Origin of the sequence: Proteus cibi (assembly GCF_003144405.1) — a bacterium.
Taxonomy (GTDB): Bacteria; Pseudomonadota; Gammaproteobacteria; order Enterobacterales; family Enterobacteriaceae; genus Proteus; species Proteus cibi.
This window is the reverse complement of record NZ_PENW01000015.1, coordinates 221454-239087: the sequence shown is the minus strand read 5'-3', so window position 1 is coordinate 239087 and position 17634 is coordinate 221454. Positions and strand designations below refer to the sequence as shown.

Annotated in this window: 15 protein-coding genes and 1 pseudogene; 10 read left to right on the top strand and 6 right to left on the bottom strand. The window is 37.5% G+C overall.

Features of this window, described 5'->3' with window-relative positions; genetic code table 11:
• Nucleotides 1-261: 261 nt before the first annotated feature.
• Entirely contained in the window at nt 262-510 is a 249-nt protein-coding gene (locus DK865_RS08800) for a YciN family protein (RefSeq protein WP_023582279.1), read from the top strand.
• A gap of 495 nt (nt 511-1005) precedes the next feature.
• Here DK865_RS08800 and sohB read toward each other — a convergent pair whose 3' ends face one another.
• Nucleotides 1006-2052, bottom strand: coding sequence for a protease SohB (gene sohB / locus DK865_RS08795; RefSeq protein WP_109391683.1), 1047 nt, complete (start codon nt 2050-2052; stop codon nt 1006-1008).
• A 213-nt stretch (nt 2053-2265) separates the two neighbouring features.
• On the opposite strand from sohB, the gene DK865_RS08790 reads away from it, so the two are divergent.
• Both DK865_RS08790 and cobO read left to right on the top strand, forming a co-directional pair.
• Nucleotides 2266-3027: a YciK family oxidoreductase gene (locus DK865_RS08790; protein ID WP_194295195.1), complete on the top strand. Its 762-nt coding sequence runs from the start codon at nt 2266-2268 to the stop codon at nt 3025-3027.
• A 25-nt stretch (nt 3028-3052) separates the two neighbouring features.
• On the top strand, nt 3053-3643 hold the full coding sequence (gene cobO / locus DK865_RS08785) for a cob(I)yrinic acid a,c-diamide adenosyltransferase (protein WP_109391682.1): 591 nt from the start codon (nt 3053-3055) through the stop codon (nt 3641-3643).
• A gap of 31 nt (nt 3644-3674) precedes the next feature.
• Here cobO and DK865_RS08780 read toward each other — a convergent pair whose 3' ends face one another.
• The 4 genes from DK865_RS08780 to rnm form a co-directional block, all read right to left on the bottom strand.
• Entirely contained in the window at nt 3675-4625 is a 951-nt protein-coding gene (locus tag DK865_RS08780) for a hypothetical protein (protein ID WP_109391681.1), read from the bottom strand.
• 174 nt (nt 4626-4799) lie between these two features.
• Entirely contained in the window at nt 4800-5723 is a 924-nt protein-coding gene (rluB, locus tag DK865_RS08775) for a 23S rRNA pseudouridine(2605) synthase RluB (protein WP_023582283.1), read from the bottom strand.
• A gap of 419 nt (nt 5724-6142) precedes the next feature.
• Nucleotides 6143-6763, bottom strand: coding sequence for an L-threonylcarbamoyladenylate synthase (locus tag DK865_RS08770; protein WP_023582284.1), 621 nt, complete (start codon nt 6761-6763; stop codon nt 6143-6145).
• A gap of 24 nt (nt 6764-6787) precedes the next feature.
• Nucleotides 6788-7648 carry an RNase RNM gene (gene rnm / locus DK865_RS08765; RefSeq protein ID WP_109391680.1) on the bottom strand — a complete coding sequence of 287 codons (861 nt, stop codon included), beginning with the start codon at nt 7646-7648 and terminating at the stop codon, nt 6788-6790.
• 306 nt (nt 7649-7954) lie between these two features.
• On the opposite strand from rnm, the gene DK865_RS08760 reads away from it, so the two are divergent.
• The 6 genes and pseudogenes from DK865_RS08760 (at nt 7955) to DK865_RS08730 (ending at nt 15110) form a co-directional block, all read left to right on the top strand.
• Nucleotides 7955-9532, top strand: coding sequence for an anthranilate synthase component 1 (locus DK865_RS08760; protein ID WP_109391679.1), 1578 nt, complete (start codon nt 7955-7957; stop codon nt 9530-9532).
• Nucleotides 9532-11125, top strand: a pseudogene (gene trpD / locus DK865_RS18825) (bifunctional anthranilate synthase glutamate amidotransferase component TrpG/anthranilate phosphoribosyltransferase TrpD). Before DK865_RS08760 ends, trpD begins: the two are co-directional and overlap by 1 nt.
• Nucleotides 11126-11129: 4 nt before the next feature.
• A complete protein-coding gene (trpCF, locus tag DK865_RS08745) occupies nt 11130-12485 on the top strand; it encodes a bifunctional indole-3-glycerol-phosphate synthase TrpC/phosphoribosylanthranilate isomerase TrpF (RefSeq protein WP_109391677.1) in 1356 nt (451 codons plus the stop codon).
• Between the two features lie 39 nt (nt 12486-12524).
• Nucleotides 12525-13715, top strand: coding sequence for a tryptophan synthase subunit beta (trpB, locus tag DK865_RS08740; RefSeq protein ID WP_069369250.1), 1191 nt, complete (start codon nt 12525-12527; stop codon nt 13713-13715).
• Nucleotides 13715-14521: a tryptophan synthase subunit alpha gene (gene trpA, locus DK865_RS08735; protein WP_023582291.1), complete on the top strand. Its 807-nt coding sequence runs from the start codon at nt 13715-13717 to the stop codon at nt 14519-14521. The genes trpB and trpA overlap by 1 nt, the downstream gene beginning before the upstream one ends.
• A 274-nt stretch (nt 14522-14795) precedes the next feature.
• On the top strand, nt 14796-15110 hold the full coding sequence (locus DK865_RS08730) for a BON domain-containing protein (protein WP_006536978.1): 315 nt from the start codon (nt 14796-14798) through the stop codon (nt 15108-15110).
• A gap of 631 nt (nt 15111-15741) precedes the next feature.
• Here the strand turns inward: DK865_RS08730 and ompW are convergent.
• On the bottom strand, nt 15742-16401 hold the full coding sequence (gene ompW / locus DK865_RS08725) for an outer membrane protein OmpW (protein WP_109391676.1): 660 nt from the start codon (nt 16399-16401) through the stop codon (nt 15742-15744).
• Nucleotides 16402-16834: 433 nt separating this feature from the next.
• Between ompW and DK865_RS08720 the strand changes: the two genes are divergently transcribed.
• The gene (locus DK865_RS08720; RefSeq protein ID WP_023582294.1) at nt 16835-17608 is read left to right on the top strand and encodes a YciC family protein; all 774 of its coding nucleotides are present in this window, start codon (nt 16835-16837) and stop codon (nt 17606-17608) included.
• Nucleotides 17609-17634: the final 26 nt, after the last annotated feature.

Genomic DNA, 17634 nt, shown 5'->3' with positions numbered 1-17634 from the left:
ACCCTCAACTAAGAAAATGTTTAAAATCTCTTTTTTATATTGCGTTAGTTTTGCAATATATCAACCTGTTTTTATTCAAAGCTTTTGTTTGAGCTCAAAACTCATGCCTTTTTTTGAGGTATTTTAATCACCTCACTACTTTGATCGGGAACAGGCAAACCATTGTTTGCTACATATAGAGTAGCTAAGCTTTTAAAAATGCCACACTCTACCTGATAAAAAGTGAGGCGCAACAAATTATTTTTCTAAGGAGCACATATTATGTCAACACAAACTACACCGATTACAACAGAGATGCTACTTGAAAAAGCGAATAAAATCATATATGAACATGAAGATTATTTACAAGGTATGCGTGCTGATTCAGTGGAACAAAAAGGTAATGTCCTCGTATTTAAAGGCGAATTTTTTTTAGATGAACAAGGTTTACCTACAGCAAAAAGCACAGCGGCATTCAATATGTTTAAACATTTAGCTCATGTGTTATCTGATAAATACCATTTAGAATAAATCATCTTTGTGATTATTTTTATTTATTCACTAAAGTAAATTGATTCACGCTTTATCGATAATAAAAAAGAGCGTTTACTTGCCAGTTATTGCCTTCATTTAGTGCCAGTAACTGGCATAACAAATCGAAAATAAAGAATAAAAATTCAACTTCATTATGACGCGAATTTTCTGTTACAACTCAACTCACGATAATATTTACCTATCAATACAATCCGTAATATCAATTATTTTTATTTTATATTTACGGCTATATTGAAGCCTCCTAGAAAGAGGAAATATTTACCCAGTTGTTGTTGTTATAAGCAATATCAATTATTTCTTTGATTGCCAGTGAAATTTTCACTGGCTTTTTTTTGCCTTATCGAAATAGAATTTTAAAAAATAGGGGCTTAGAATATTTTTTGGGAAGGTTTAGGCATAGTAATTGAATAAGAAAAGAGGATATCAGCGATAAACAGTATCACTGATATCATTTATACGTATTTATTTGGCTTATAGTAACGGTTTTTTACTTCTTTGTACCCAACGCATCATCAGTTTATCAATGCTTTCCATTGCACCGCCGGTAACACGTTCAACCATTTTCTTTTTAGTGACATATTGGATAGAGAGAACGTCAAAGTCATTAATATGATTGATTAACCAATCATCACTCACACCAACCTCATCAATTAAACCTCTATTTAACGCTTCTGAGCCATACCAATATTCACCCGTTGCAACACTATCGATATCCAGTTGAGGGCGATAATGATGCACAAATGATTTAAACAATAGATGCGTTTCATTTAAATCTTGCTTAAATTTCTCACGACCTTCTTCCGTATTTTCGCCTAATAAGGTCAATGTACGCTTATATTCGCCAGCAGTATGTAACTCAACATCAATATCATTTTTCTTGAGTAAACGGTGAATGTTAGGGATCTGAGCCACCACACCAATCGAGCCAATAATCGCAAAGGGTGCAGCAACAATTTTATCTGCCACACATGCCATCATATATCCCCCACTAGCAGCGACTTTATCAACCACTGCAGTCAGTTTAATCCCCTTTTCTTTTAAGCGTGTTAATTGAGCAGCCGCTAATCCATATCCGTGAACCATGCCACCAGGGCTCTCTAAACGTAGTAATACTTCATCACTGGCTTGTGCAACAGAAAGAATGGCACTGATCTCTTCACGTAATGCACCCACTTCGTGCGCATCCATACTACCGTTAAAATCAAGCACATATAAACAAGGTTTTACAATGCCTTTTTTACCTTCTTTCGCATTGTTTTTATTCTGTTTATTCTCTTTTTTCTGTTGCTTTTTAAACGCTTTATACCAGACTTTTAATTCAGCATCGTCCATTTTTGCTTGTTGCATAACGCGTTGTTTTTCTTCGTAAGCTTCAGCAAGATCCGTGACTCTTAATGTCCCTTTACGATTTTGCTTTTTATTTCCAATCACAACGAAAAACAACACGATAGCGATAATCGCCACAACAACAGTAACGATTTCTGCTAAAAACAGTCCATATTGTAAAATATACTCCACAAAGACCTCTTTTTAAGGTTAATAACACTGACTAAAACCAATATGCCTAGTTTAACGAAATTCTGCTTTAGCGCCAGCAACAAAGGCATGATTATGTTTAATACCATAAAGAAAACAGTCACAAATTGTAAACAAAAAATCAGACTAAACTGGTCGATAAGCAAATAAGGCGTTACACTTTATTTACTTTTTACTAGACAGGATATCAATATGTTGCAATATCAACCCGATCATAGCGTGCTAAAAGATAAAATTATTCTAGTAACAGGTGCTGGTGATGGCATCGGAAAGGAAGCTGCACTAACTTATGCGCAATATGGCGCAACACTAATCTTATTAAGCCGTACTCTATCAAAACTTGAAAGTGTTCAAGAAGAGATCATTACATCAGGTGGCCAACAGCCCATGTTATATCCACTTGATCTACTTACAGCGACAGAGAACGATTTTCAGCAATTTGCTGATACTCTCGTTAAACGTTTTCCTCATCTCGATGGTGTGTTGCAAAATGCGGGTCTGCTCGGTGTTGTTGAACCTATCATTAATCAACCTAGCAACCTTTGGCATGATGTTATGCAAGTTAACGTTAATGCGACATTTATGCTTACCAAAGCACTGTTACCTTTAATGCTAAAAGCCCCTCACGCAAGCCTTATCCTCACCACATCGAGTGTCGGTCGCCAAGGTCGTTATGGTTGGGGGGCTTATTCTGTATCTAAATTCGCAACAGAAGGCTTTATGCAGGTACTTAATGAAGAATATAAAGAAAGTACCTTGCGCATTAACTGTATTAATCCTGGTGGCACTCGTACCGCCATGCGAGCAAGTGCATTCCCAGATGAAAATGCACAAATGCTGAAAACACCTAAAGATTTGATGCCGTTATATCTCTATTTAATGAGCGATGACAGTATTGATGTGAAAGGTCAATCTTTAGATGCGCAACCTGGTCGTAAAGCGGGTCCCGCTGAATAACGTAATTTAAGTTTGAGGTAGTAAAATGAATGATGCACAACACCAAAAACGCCAACAACGTCTAAAAGAGAAAGTAGATACCCGAATTGAGCAAGCTCAGCAAGAACAAGGTATTCTGATGATCTTTACAGGCAACGGTAAAGGGAAAACAACGGCAGCGATGGGAACCGCGACACGCGCTGTCGGTCATCAAAAAAAGGTCGGTGTTGTGCAGTTTATCAAAGGTACATGGGAAAATGGTGAACGTAATCTATTAGAACAATTTGGTGTACCTTTTTATGTAATGGAGACAGGTTTTACTTGGGAAACACAAGATAAAAATACAGATACAATTGCCTGTTTAAATACTTGGCAATATGCACTCAAGCTACTTAATGATCCAGAATACGATCTGGTTATTCTCGATGAAATCACCTATATGATTAGCTTTAACTATTTACCATTAGATGAGGTTGTTTCAGCGATTAACACTCGTCCTTCCCACCAAAATGTCATAATTACAGGAAGAGGCTGCCATAGAAAATTAATCGAGTTAGCAGATACTGTGACAGAAATGCGCCCTCTTAAACATGCTTTTGATAGTGGGATAAAAGCACAAAAAGGCATAGATTGGTAATCATGGTGTAAAAAAGCCTCCATATTAACTATTAAATAAGAATAGGTTCCCCTAAAATACCGGCACCGAATATACGCCCATTCTTTTTAATAAAGTCTAAATACATCTCTCTATCAATAAAAATATGATTTCTTATTTGTTGATCATAAAGTATTGCCATCTTTATGATATGTTCATGATACTCATCATAAAATAATTTTCTTTCTGTTGGGTCTCTTGAGGTTAAATATTTTTCAACTATTTTATGAATACTTATTGCCTCTTTCATTAATTTTTCATCACGAAAACTAAAGTTATATTCTAACGGAGATAAACTATCTGTTCGTGTATTATTTTTATCGATCCAATTAAAATTATCTTTTTCGTTGTATTGAGTTAATAAATTATGCTCAGAATGAAATTTAATACCGTAGGGAAATTTAATAATATATTGATAAAAATCATCTCTTGTAAAACATTTTGTCAATACATTCACTTTTTCATTACCTTCCCAATCAGATAAATAAGTCGGTAATGATTCATCGATTGGAATATCACAGTTAAATATATTATTATCAATAAAAAGAGAATCCGAACTATTAATTGCGCCTCTTAAAAGTATACCATTTACCCATACAGTCCGCTCATCTATGCGTGTTTCCTCAGATGGCGCATACTCTTGTTTAAATAACGCGGTGAAACTATAATATATATCCCTATTAGGATTAATTATTCCACCTCGATTTCCTGGATACACCATAAATACACTTTGTTTACCTTGGCTATCAACCAATACATGTTCACCATTATTGAGTTTTATTTTTTTTACTTCACCTTTTCCCATCAGAAATTTCGTATTATCAACTTTAAACTCTAAAAGCTCTAATTGATTATTACTGATATAGAAAACACCATTTTGTTTTTCTCTTATTGCGGGATTATCACATCCCGTAACTAAAGGTGTTATATATAGCACTATTATCAAATAAAAATAACGATACATATTATTTTGAATGCCTTATCGTTAAATATCAATTTATATTGGGCGACAATATGCGTATCATAAATTTATTTATAATAAAAAGAAAGCCATCAAAAAAAAAGCCCCCATTTTTCATGAGTGCTTCTTAATAAGAAATGATATTTTAATTTGAAATAATAAATAATTATTCGCTAATTACTTTTTATTTCCTGCTGATTGGCGACGACTTGATGCTCTTTTAGCAGGTGATGTTGAAGTACGTGTTGATATTTTAGTATGACGCTTAACCGCACGACGGATCTGATTCGCTTTAATACGACGCTGATCTTTTTCTACTGCAACTTTTGTGACTGTTTCATCATTTAATTCAACTAACTGACGCAAATAGTTGATTTGATCTAACCCAAGTTCAACCCAACCCCCACGCGGTAAACCTTTCGGTAAATCAATATCACCGTAACGAACACGAATAAGACGACTGACTTGAACACCGACCGCTTCCCACATACGACGAACTTCGCGGTTACGTCCTTCGGTTAGTGAAACGTTGTACCATTGGTTAATCCCCTCACCACCACGGTAAGACACTGAGCGGAATGAAGCAGGACCATCTTCTAATTGTACACCACGCGTTAATTGACGAATTTTCGCATCATCAATTTCACCAAAAACACGGACAGCATATTCACGCTCAACTTCACGGCTAGGATGCATTAAACGGTTGGCTAATTCACCATCTGTTGTAAATAACAGTAATCCGCTGGTATTCACATCAAGACGACCCACTGCAATCCAGCGAGCACTGTTAAGGCGAGGAAGACGTTGGAATACAGTCGGACGACCTTGCGGATCACTACGAGTGCATAGCTCACCTTCAGGTTTGTAATAAGCAAGCACACGGCAGACATCTTTTTGTGCTTCACGAATATTTAGAATGCGGCCATCTAAGCGGATTTTTGCTGTAGTGGTGACATCGATACGATCACCTAATTTCGCTTTTGTACCATCAATGCTGATACGTCCCTCTTGAAGATAGCCTTCAATTTCACGGCGAGAACCGTGACCAGAACGAGCAAGGATTTTTTGTAATTTTTCAGTGCGTTGCGATTTATCGCTCATGAAACAACCTCATGTGTCGCCTTCACAGGCGTCATAAAAATAGAATTAATTTTTAAAAATCAATTAAATAAAAATAACCCATGTTTATTAAAATAAGAAATAAACACAGGTTTATTGATTCAATAATAAACAATGTTGATGATCTTTCACATCAACATTGTGATAAATAGTGACGATAAAACGATGTTGGCAACTCCTAACGATAGCTTAGCCGCTTATTTGTAGATCGAATTATTGTGTTTAGCGTTTAAAATACGCATTGATATAACCGATTTCAAAAATAGACATCGTGATTTTTATCGCGATGTATAAATTTAACACAAGCAATAAATCCCTTCACCTTTTATCTCTTTATCTCGTGATAAATTTTTTCACTATCGCGCCATTTGTATTCAATTCAGTTTAAGTCACTAAATGACTTACTGAAATGGCGTAATATCCCCCGTACCTTCACGTACGATAACTGGGGTATCTTCTGTTAAATCAATTACTGTTGTCGGTTTTTGTCCTAAATAGCCACCATGGATCACCAAATCAACTTGTTTGCTTAATAAATCCTCGATCTCTTCCGGATCAGATTCAGCAAAGTCATTACCCGGTAAAATCAGGCTTGTTGACATTAATGGCTCACCTATATTTTCTAACAATGCCAGAGCAATCGGATTAGAAGGAACACGTAAACCAATAGTTTTACGCTTATCATTCATCAAACGCTTTGGTACATCTTTCGTCGCTTTTAATATAAAGGTGTAATTACCTGGCGTGTTATTTTTTATTAAACGAAACACGACATTATCAACATAAGCGTAATTAGCGATTTCTGATAAATCACGACACATCAATGTGAAATTGTGATTTTTATCTAATTGGCGAATACGACAAATCCGCGTCATTGCATCTTTATTTTCTAAACAACAGCCAATAGCATAGCCAGAGTCTGTTGGATAAATCACCACACCGCCTTTGCGTAAAATATCAGCACTTTGTTCAATTAAACGAGCCTGCGGATTATCAGGGTGAATATAAAAAAGTTGGCTCATACATCCCTCAACGAATTTCTAATGTTACTCTTGCCATAGCGACCAAACGGGTTCTACGCCACTGGGTAACCATAAATTACGCCCCAATTCTATCCACGAGCAAGGGCGATGAAAATCAGAACCTAACGAAGCTTTTAGCCCATAAAGTTGCGCTAATGCTGCGTGTTGTTCCCGTTCTTGTGGTGGTTGTTGGCATTGTGCCACTTCGATTGCATCACCACCGAGTTGTTTAAAATAAAGTGTTAAGCGCTTTAACCATTTAGAGGATAGACCATATCGTCCCGGATGTGCTAACACAGCAACACCACCAGCCTCATGAATCGCTGTGACAGCGTCACCGATTGAACACCACTGTGGTGGCACATAACCCGTTTTACCTTTCGCTAAATAACGTTTAAACACTTTATTAACTGAGGCAACATGCCCTTCATTCACGAGAAAACGGGCAAAATGTCCTCGTGTAACTTGCCCATCTTGTGCTAATGCCTTTGCACCTTCAAATGCATTTGCAATACCCGCTTTTTCTAATCGCTCACCTATCATTATCGCACGAGTTTCGCGACATTGGCTTTGTGACGAGAGAAGCGCTTTCATCGCATTATGGTTGATATCAATATTCAATCCAACGATATGGATTTCTATATTCTCCCATAAAGTCGATATTTCGACACCTGATATCAGGGTAAGAGGCAGATTTTTTTCTGCAATATAATCATTAGCAGGAGTAATTGCCGCCGTTGTATCGTGATCCGTAATCGCTAAGACATTAATTTGACGTTCTATCGCTCTCTCTACCAATTCTTTTGGTGAAAGCTCGCCATCTGACGCGGTAGTGTGGCTGTGCAAATCATAAATCACTCTTAAATCAGATAGCACTTCTGTCATCGCTTCTCCCTTTTCACCTTAGCAAGATAATAATTTTTAAAGAGTATGCCATAAAGTACTTGACGAACCTAACGCAATCCAGTTTACTAGTACACAACACGAGCTAGTCTATTAATCAATTATCTGTCGTTAGCTGTAAGGAGATCTTATGAATATCAATCAACGTCTTATCGCTCTTTGGTGGCGCAATACTCTTTTATGGGCGGTTTGATCTCCTGCTTCACGTCAGTGATATCTAAAACCCGCCTACGCGGGTTTTTTTATGCGTTAAAAGTAGCCAGTAAAAAATAATATAGAGCGATAAAAATGAATACATCACTTGCATTCTCATTTAATACCAAGGCAATGCCACTGCCTTACCACAGCGAACCGGCTTTACTTTTCAATACATTATGTGAAAACAAACATCACACATTGTTGTTAGAATCTGCACAAATTGACACTAAAGCAAACTTAAAAAGTTTGTTAATTGTTGATAGCGCATTACGTATCAGTGCAGTAAAAAATCAAGTCACTATTGATGCATTAAGCGTGAATGGACAAGCTTTATTACCTGCATTAAAAATCGCACTAAAAGAAAAAGCCGTCTTAATGCAACAGAGCGATAAACAGTGTGTTTTTACTTTTTCGGCACCTGCACAAGATATTGATGAAGAAAGCAAATTAAAATCAGCTAGCGTATTTGATGCGTTACGCTTCTTTCTTGCTAATAAAGACTCTGAAGAGGCTAATGCTATTTTTATTGGTGGCTTATTTGCTTATGATTTAGTCAGTGGATTTGAACCTATTCCTGAATTAGACACTGTATTTTCATGCCCAGACTACTGCTTTTACTTAGCAGAACAATTAATCGTGATCGACCATCAGAATAAAGATAGTCAGTTAATTTCTATTGCTTTTACAGAGGATAAAGCAGAATCTCAGCGCCTCATTTCACGACAATCTGAGTTAATCTCACAGGCTAAACAACCGTTAAAACATCCTACTCGTCGCGCTCTAACAGCAACAGAGTCAACAATACAAGGCAATATGGATGATAAAGGTTATGGCGATATCGTTGAGGCAATGAAAACCTATATTCGTCGTGGTGATATTTTCCAAGTTGTTCCATCACGTCGCTTTCAAGTTGCTTGCCCTTCACCCCTTGCCGCTTATCAAGTATTGAAAGAGAAAAATCCAAGCCCTTATTTGTTCTATATGCAAGATGCTTTGTTCACGGTATTTGGTGCATCACCAGAAAGTGCATTGAAATATCAAACAAGCAACCGCCAAATTGAAATCTATCCAATCGCAGGAACTCGCCCAAGGGGACGTAACGCAGATGGTTCGATCAATGCCGATTTAGACAGTCGAATTGAACTTGAAATGCGCACTGATACGAAAGAACTTTCTGAACATTTAATGTTAGTTGATTTGGCACGTAATGATTTAGCACGTATTTGCCAAGCGGGTAGCCGTTATGTCGCGGAATTAACAAAAGTTGATCGGTATGCTTTTGTCATGCACTTAGTCTCAAGAGTTGTGGGTAAATTACGTGATGACTTAGATATTTTTCATGCTTATCAAGCGTGTATGAATATGGGAACGTTATCGGGAGCACCTAAAGTCAGTGCAATGCAATTGATAGCGCGTTATGAAAAAACAAAACGTGGCAGCTACGGGGGGGCTATCGGCTATTTTACTGGTGCAGGAGACTTTGATACTTGCATAGTTATTCGTTCTGCTTATGTTGAAAATAATATTGCCACTATTCAAGTTGGTGCCGGAATTGTACTTGATTCAGATCCTCAAATGGAAGCTGAAGAGACACGCAATAAATCACAAGCTGTAATCAACGCTATTTTACAAGCTCATACTGATACACAACTGCAGGAGGCTTGCTAATGGCGACTATCTTACTACTCGATAACATCGACTCATTTACTTATAACCTTGTCGATCAATTACGTAGCCTTGGTAATAACGTTGTAATTTATCGCAATCGCGTCACAGCCGATTTTATTGAGCAAAAATTACGTGAACTCGATAACCCAATTTTACTGTTATCTCCGGGACCTGGAGCCCCCTCACAAGCAGGTTGTATGCCTGAACTGTTAAAACGTGTATTAGGCACGTTGCCTGTGATTGGTATTTGTTTAGGTCATCAAGCCATTATTGAGGCTTACGGTGGCAAAGTTTCTTCATGTGGGGAGATTTTACACGGCAAAGCAACATTAGCTGAACACGATAACAGCGAAATGTTTATGAATTTACCTAACCCTTTACCTGTTGCTCGTTATCATTCGCTTTCAGGAGAACAAGTTCCAGAACAACTCATTATTAATGCTTGGTGCGATAACACTGTTATGGCGGTGCGTCACCGTCAACATAAAACCTGTGGTTTTCAGTTTCACCCAGAATCAATTTTAACCACAAAAGGCGCACAACTTTTAGAACAAACAATCGCATGGGCATTAACTCCTAAAGGAGACGCATAAAATGGAAACTATCTTCAACAAATTATTTAGCGCACAACAGTTAACATTAGAAGAAAGTCAAACACTGTTTAGCGCCATTATTCGCGGTGAGTTGACAGAATCACAATTAGCAGCTGTGTTGATCAGCATGAAAATGCGCGGTGAACATCCTCAAGAAATTGCGGGTGCGGTACGCGCACTCCTTGAAAATGCACAGCCCTTTCCTCGCCCTGATTACACTTTTTGTGACATTGTCGGTACAGGCGGAGATGGTGCCAACAGTATCAATATTTCAACAGCAAGCGCCTTTGTTGCGGCTGAAGTTGGTATCAAAGTTGCGAAACATGGTAATCGTAGCGTATCCAGCCGCTCTGGATCTTCCGACTTATTAGCCGCATTTGGTATCCCTCTAGACAGAAGTGCTGATGATGCGCGCCAATTACTGGATGAAGTGGGTTTATGCTTTTTATTTGCACCTCAGTATCACAGTGGTTTTCGTTTTGCAGCCCCCGTTCGCCAACAATTGAAAACACGCACGTTATTTAATGTATTAGGGCCATTGATCAACCCTGCGCGTCCGCCATTAGCACTAATTGGTGTGTATAGCCCAGAATTATTGATGCCTATCGCAGATACATTAAAAGTTTTAGGTTATGAGCGTGCTGCTGTTGTTCATAGTGGTGGAATGGATGAAGTTTCACTACATGCACCGACTCAAGTCGCTGAATTACGTAATGGTGAAATTACACGTTATCAACTGACACCAAGTGATTTTGGTCTTCGCCCTTGCGCCATGACTGATTTAGAAGGTGGTACGCCTGAAGTAAACCGTCAATTATTGGCAGATTTATTACAAGGCGAAGGAAAAAGAGCACATACCGAATCTGTTGCAGCTAATGTCGCTTTATTAATGCGTTTACATGGGCAAGAAGATTTAAAAATAAATACTGAAATTGCGATGCACGCCATTTATAGCGGTAAAGCAATAAATCGTGTAACTGCATTAGCCGCAAGAGGATAAAAGCATGACTGTATTAAACGCCATTGTAAAAGATAAAGCTGAATACCTGATTGCACGTAAAGCAAGTCAACCATTATCAGAATTTGTGCACCAAATAGCGCCATCAACACGCTCGTTTTATCAGGCATTAACGCAATCTAATACGGTTTTTATTTTAGAGTGTAAAAAAGCATCGCCTTCAAAAGGGTTGATCCGTGCTGGTTTTGATCCCGCAACAATTGCAAAAATTTATCAGCCTTATGCTGCTGCAATTTCGGTATTAACTGATGAAAAATATTTTCAAGGAAGCTTTGATTATTTACGCCTCGTTAGCCAAGCCGTGCATCAACCCGTTTTGTGCAAAGATTTTATTATTGATGAATACCAAATCTATTTAGCTCGCTTTTATCAAGCAGATGCCATTTTATTAATGCTTTCTGTCTTAGATGATGAGCAATATCGTGCACTATCAGCCGTTGCTCATCAATTAAATATGGGGGTATTAACTGAAGTCAGTACCGAAGAAGAGCGTCAACGTGCTATTAATCTCAATGCCAAAGTTATTGGTATTAACAATCGTGATTTACGTGATCTCTCTATCGATTTAGCGCGTACCCAGCAGTTAAGCCAAGGATTGCCTAAAGAGGCAATCGTGATCAGTGAATCGGGTATTCATACCCACCAGCAAGTTCAAGCGTTAAGCCAATATGCAAATGGTTTTCTGGTAGGTAGCGCCTTAATGTCACAAGAGAATATTGACCAAGCGGTGAGAGCGCTAGTTTTGGGAAAGCATAAAGTGTGCGGGTTAACCCGTACACAAGATATAAAAGCGGTTTATCAAGCCGGCGCTTACTATGCAGGGTTGATTTTCGCAGAGAAATCCCCGCGTAAAGTGACATTGTCACAAGCACAAGAATTGATAACACAAGCGCCCTTAGCGTTTGTGGGTGTTTTTCAAAACCAACCTATTGAACTTATTTGTGACTATGCAAAAAAACTGAATTTATCTGCCATTCAATTACACGGACAAGAAGATGCTCAGTTTATTGCGCAGCTTAGACAAAAAATTGAGCCTAGCTGTGAGATTTGGCAAGCAATAAATATGGCAATCCACACGGATATTCTTCCCGTTTCACATGTTAATAAATATGTACTTGATAACGGCACGGGTGGCACAGGAACACCATTTAATTGGCAAAAAATTCCTAACACATTACGTGAGAAAGCGTTACTTGCAGGTGGTCTTAACAGTGAAAACTGTTTAGATGCGGTTAAAACAGGCTGTATCGGGCTTGATTTTAACTCCGGAGTAGAATCGGCTCCGGGCATAAAAGATACACAACGCCTGAACCAAGTATTTGCACAATTACAGCTAAATTAAATTTCGCAAAGATAAAATTTTAAACAGGATGACATCACAATGAGAAAACTTAACCCCTACTTTGGCGAATTTGGTGGCCAATATGTACCTGAAATCTTAATTCCTGCATTGGATCAACTCGAACAAGCGTTTATTGATGCACAAAACGATCCCTCTTTTCAGCAAGAATTCCAAGATTTATTAAAAAATTATGCTGGCAGACCAACGGCACTAACTCTTTGTCGCAATTTAACAGAAGGCACGCGAACGCGTTTATATCTAAAACGTGAGGATTTACTGCATGGTGGCGCGCATAAAACTAACCAAGTATTAGGGCAAGCTTTATTAGCAAAACGTATGGGTAAAACTGAAATTATTGCAGAAACCGGCGCGGGTCAGCATGGTGTTGCAACTGCGTTAGCCTGTGCACTGCTTAATATGAAATGTCGTATCTATATGGGGGCTAAAGATGTCGAACGCCAATCGCCTAATGTATTTCGTATGCGCTTAATGGGGGCTGAAGTTATTCCCGTTCACAGTGGTTCATCTACCTTAAAAGATGCCTGTAATGAGGCATTACGCGACTGGTCTGGCTGTTATGATCGCGCGCATTACTTATTAGGTACAGCAGCCGGTCCTCATCCCTATCCAACCATTGTCCGTGAATTTCAGCGTATGATTGGTGATGAGGCAAAAGCACAAATCCTAGAGCGTGAAGGTCGTCTACCTGATGCCGTTATCGCTTGTATTGGTGGTGGTTCTAATGCTATCGGTTTATTCGCTTCCTTTATTCCAGAAACGTCTGTGCAACTCATTGGTGTTGAACCTGCGGGTAAAGGAATTGAAACGGGTGAACATGGCGCACCACTGAAACATGGAAAATTAGGGATCTATTTTGGTATGAAATCCCCAATTATGCAGACTGATGAAGGGCAAATTGAAGAGTCATATTCAATTTCAGCGGGGCTTGATTTCCCATCAGTTGGACCACAACACGCACATTTAAATAGCATTGGTCGTGCTGATTATGTTTCTGTTACCGATGACGAAGCCATAGAAGCATTTAAAGCACTTTCTCGTCGAGAAGGAATTATTCCAGCCTTAGAATCTTCTCATGCTTTGGCTTATGCACTGAAATTAATTGCACAAAATCCTGACAAAGAACAGCTATTAATTGTGAACTTATCAGGCCGTGGTGATAAAGATATTTTTACTGTAAACGATATTTTAGCTGCAAGAGGAGAAATCTAATGAGCCGTTATCAAGTATGCTTTGAAGCATTAGCACAAAAACAGCAAGGCGCATTCGTTCCTTTTGTCACACTCGGTGATCCTTCTCCTGAGCTGTCATTACAAATTATTGATGCCTTAATTGAAGGTGGCGCAGATGCATTAGAAATTGGTATTCCATTTTCCGATCCTCTTGCTGATGGCCCTACTATTCAAGGCGCTAATTTACGAGCATTGAATGTAGGGGTAACTCCCACTGATTGCTTTGCGCTTTTAGCCAGTGTACGCAAAAAACATCCTAATATTCCTATTGGTCTATTAGTTTATGCCAACCTAGTTTTTAGTAATGGCATCGATAATTTTTATAGTAAATGCGAGCAAGCAGGTGTGGATTCTGTCTTAATTGGTGATGTTCCTTTACGCGAATCAAAAGCGTTCCGTGAAGCGGCAGAACGTGCAAATATCAATCCTATATTTATTTGCCCGCCTAATGCCGACGAAGCACTTTTACAAGAGTTAGCAACATCAGGCAAAGGTTATACCTATTTATTATCAAGAGCAGGTGTAACGGGCACAGATAAACGTTCAGAACAATCACTAACACATCTTACTGATAAACTAAAAACCTATAATGCCCCTCCTGCATTACAAGGTTTTGGGATTTCAGAACCTAAACAAGTGAAAGAAGCGATTGCAAATGGCGCGGCGGGCGCAATTTCAGGCTCAGCGGTTGTTCAAATTATTGAGAAAAACCTGCATCAACCAGATGTAATGCTAAAGGCACTGACTCAATTTGTTAAAGAAATGAAAGCGGCGACTATTGCTTAATTTCCCTTTTTGATCCGCTTTAGAAGAATCGTTGCTATTTTTCTAAGCGGATTACTCTGAAATCCACACTGATTAACTCACGCTTTTTATTACTTATTTTGCTGCTTAACCCGCATCAAATGGCGCAATACTCCCTCTTTTCTTACTTCAAGAGACTTGAGTCGCACTGATAAAAATTTGGCAAAAATTTTTTTTTTGCACATACTTTATAAAGCGCTTTATATTTCCTTTTCATAAATACTCAATCAATAATGTGATTAAAAGGAGTTTGATGATGAAACTATGGGCAAAAATCTCCGCTGTTATGGCGGCATTACTTATGGCGTTTACCTTATCGGCATGTTCACCCACTGCAACATCAGAAGGTACTGGGGGATATTTTGATGACTCAGTGATCACCACCAAAGTAAAAACGGCATTAATAGGTGAAAAAAATCTTAACTCAACACAAATTAGCGTCGAGACATTTAAAGGTAAAGTTCAACTCAGTGGTTTTGTCTCTTCTCAAGCGGATGCTAATCGTGCCATTGAAACGACCCGTAAAGTGACTGGCGTAAAAGGTGTTATCAACTCAATGGTTATTCGCTGATCCTTTCTTTATTCTAGTCTTCCTTTAGCCTTACTTTTTAGACCACCCGTTCGGTGGTCTTTTTTTGCTAAGCACTTTATTCGCCACACTAGCTTTTATCATAATGCAGATCAATTTTTATAAAAAACGTCAATAGAGTAAAAAAAGGGTGTTTTTGCCCAGCTTTAAAATGCGTTGATAAAAAGAACAATTGAGAAGAATAATTAATCATTTAATGATTAAAACACAACCTTCTTATTTTTATGAAATTTCCTTATCTTAAACCTCTTTTATTCTTTTTTATTTTTTTCTATCTCCTGATGCACAAAGCACTTTGGCTAACATTAAACAAAAGATGCATTTTAAATACACCTATTTAATATCTTCTTTTGTTTATTAAAAAAATCATTTATTTTTAATAAATAAAATACTCTTTTTTATCTAATTAAGAAGATAAAGATAAAAGATATATATTAAATACATCTTTTTCTATTTATCTCTATATTTAATTACTCATAAATGATGTATTCAACAATAAAGTAGAGACGTTATACAATCAAAAAATGAAAAGTTTTGTTCAACTTTTAGAGATAAAAAAAGCGAAGATAAACTTCGCTTTTTATTATGAGATATTCTTTTAAAGAAAGAATAATTAGAAACGGTAGCCCACACCAAACATAAAGACAAATGGGTCTAAACGTGTTTTAACGTCAAAGTCTTTATCAGCAACTGTACTATTAAATCTTGCTTTTGTTTCAATATTCATCCACCAAACAGAAGCATTCAACATCCAGTTTTTATCCAGGTTATAATCTAAACCTGCTTGTGCTGCAAAGCCCCATGAATCCTTAAGATCAAGACCATTTAAGCCTAAACCACCCGCTCCAGTGCCTACTGCAGGGTTGTTATTAAATTTCTCATCAAAGAACGTGGTAAAGTTCAAACCTGCACCTAAATAAGGACGCAGTTTATCTTCACTATTACCGAAGTAATATTGAGCCATTAATGTTGGTGGTAAATGTTTAACTTTTGCAATTTCACCAACACCCGTTAATGATACTTTGTGTTCGAAAGGAGTAGCTGCTAATAACTCAACACCAATATTATCAGTAATCATATACCCAAAAGTTAAACCTAATTGAGTATTATTATTTACTTCAAAATGGTCGCCACCTAATATTGCATCAGAACCCGCATTAGGACGAACTGTTGCAGTACCTGCACGGAATAAGAAATCACCTGCTTGGTGAGCAAAAGAAATAGAAGGCGCAAGAGTTGCAGCCGCTAAAATAAGCGCAGAAAGTTTTTTCATTATTTAACCCATTCCTGTAATAAGTAAAATCTCCGCTAAAAATATAACCATTTATTGATAATTATGATCTAATACCGATCACAACTTTGGAATTATTTTTGCAGAAAGTGTTATTTCTCTTTTTATTATTTATCAATACGATTATTTATAATTGATCCATATCAAATTACCCATTAATACAATTTTTTCTTATAATTAAATTTATAGTTATTGCTATTTTTTGAATAAAAAACATCCTTAAAAGACACACTTAAAAATAAAGTTATCTTTATGTTAATCCAATGTTTAATTAAATTTAAATTACGCGGATATTTTGATTATTAACATCAAGAAAAAAACCAAATAAGAGAAGTAAGAGAAAATATCCCTTTTTGTTGTTGTTGAAGGTACAATAGCGCGCATTGACACAGTCTATTTTTATAGGAGCAGTTTCATGCCTACCACGGCACGCACAATCTACCGAGACAGTCTGAATTTTTATAAGAATGAACGAGGTAGCATTGTTACCCTTTCCGCTATCCTTGCTGTTATTTTAGCGATAGTGCATGTCTTCATTGGTCCTAATCCTCAAGAATACCAATTAATGATTGAGTTTGTGGCTAATTTTAAAAATACACAGCTTTCTTCTGCTTCGCCTGCTGAGTTAGAGGCAATGTCAAACAGTGTCGTGGGTATAGCCAAAAAAGTGTTATCACTGTATGCATTTGAAACATTACAGCAAAGCATCTTGGTACTAACCTTATTGATGTTCGCCATGGCAATCTCGGCGGGTCACAATGTGACTCTAGGACAAACATTTACCGCGTGTTTACCTCGCTTACCAAAAATGTTTTTATTAATTGTTCTGTGCTCTATTTTAATTAGCGCAGGTTTTATGGTGATGATTATTCCTGGCATCATTTTGCTCATTGGTTTTGCATTAGCGCCGGTTGTTTTAGTTCGCCAACAAAATATGGGAAGTGCAATTCGTTTAGGTTGGAAAATTGGGTTTAGTGAATCTGGCTCACTGATCCCTGCTTTAGGTATTTGGATCTTATTGCAGTTTGGTATTGGCTTTGTGAGTAATCTTACCATTCAACTACCTGATCTTATCCATAATTTCTTATTCTATTTTCTGAAAAATATGGCTTCGGCTTGGATAATTATTTATCTGTTCCGTTTGTTTATGTTGGTTGAGAACAAATACACAACACAACAAACGCGCTAATTTATTAAAAGCACATAGCGACTTAC

What these genes read in the sequence shown, in the direction of transcription:
- DK865_RS08730 (WP_006536978.1), top strand. Translation starts at nt 14,796, where the DNA reads ATGAAACTATGGGCAAAAATCTCCGCTGTTATGGCGGCATTACTTATG.
- trpCF (WP_109391677.1), top strand. Translation starts at nt 11,130, where the DNA reads ATGACTGTATTAAACGCCATTGTAAAAGATAAAGCTGAATACCTGATT.
- rluB (WP_023582283.1), bottom strand. Translation starts at nt 5,723, where the DNA reads ATGAGCGATAAATCGCAACGCACTGAAAAATTACAAAAAATCCTTGCT.
- DK865_RS08720 (WP_023582294.1), top strand. Translation starts at nt 16,835, where the DNA reads ATGCCTACCACGGCACGCACAATCTACCGAGACAGTCTGAATTTTTAT.
- trpA (WP_023582291.1), top strand. Translation starts at nt 13,715, where the DNA reads ATGAGCCGTTATCAAGTATGCTTTGAAGCATTAGCACAAAAACAGCAA.
- cobO (WP_109391682.1), top strand. Translation starts at nt 3,053, where the DNA reads ATGAATGATGCACAACACCAAAAACGCCAACAACGTCTAAAAGAGAAA.
- DK865_RS08760 (WP_109391679.1), top strand. Translation starts at nt 7,955, where the DNA reads ATGAATACATCACTTGCATTCTCATTTAATACCAAGGCAATGCCACTG.
- rnm (WP_109391680.1), bottom strand. Translation starts at nt 7,648, where the DNA reads ATGACAGAAGTGCTATCTGATTTAAGAGTGATTTATGATTTGCACAGC.
- DK865_RS08800 (WP_023582279.1), top strand. Translation starts at nt 262, where the DNA reads ATGTCAACACAAACTACACCGATTACAACAGAGATGCTACTTGAAAAA.
- DK865_RS08780 (WP_109391681.1), bottom strand. Translation starts at nt 4,625, where the DNA reads ATGTATCGTTATTTTTATTTGATAATAGTGCTATATATAACACCTTTA.
- trpB (WP_069369250.1), top strand. Translation starts at nt 12,525, where the DNA reads ATGAGAAAACTTAACCCCTACTTTGGCGAATTTGGTGGCCAATATGTA.
- ompW (WP_109391676.1), bottom strand. Translation starts at nt 16,401, where the DNA reads ATGAAAAAACTTTCTGCGCTTATTTTAGCGGCTGCAACTCTTGCGCCT.
- DK865_RS08770 (WP_023582284.1), bottom strand. Translation starts at nt 6,763, where the DNA reads ATGAGCCAACTTTTTTATATTCACCCTGATAATCCGCAGGCTCGTTTA.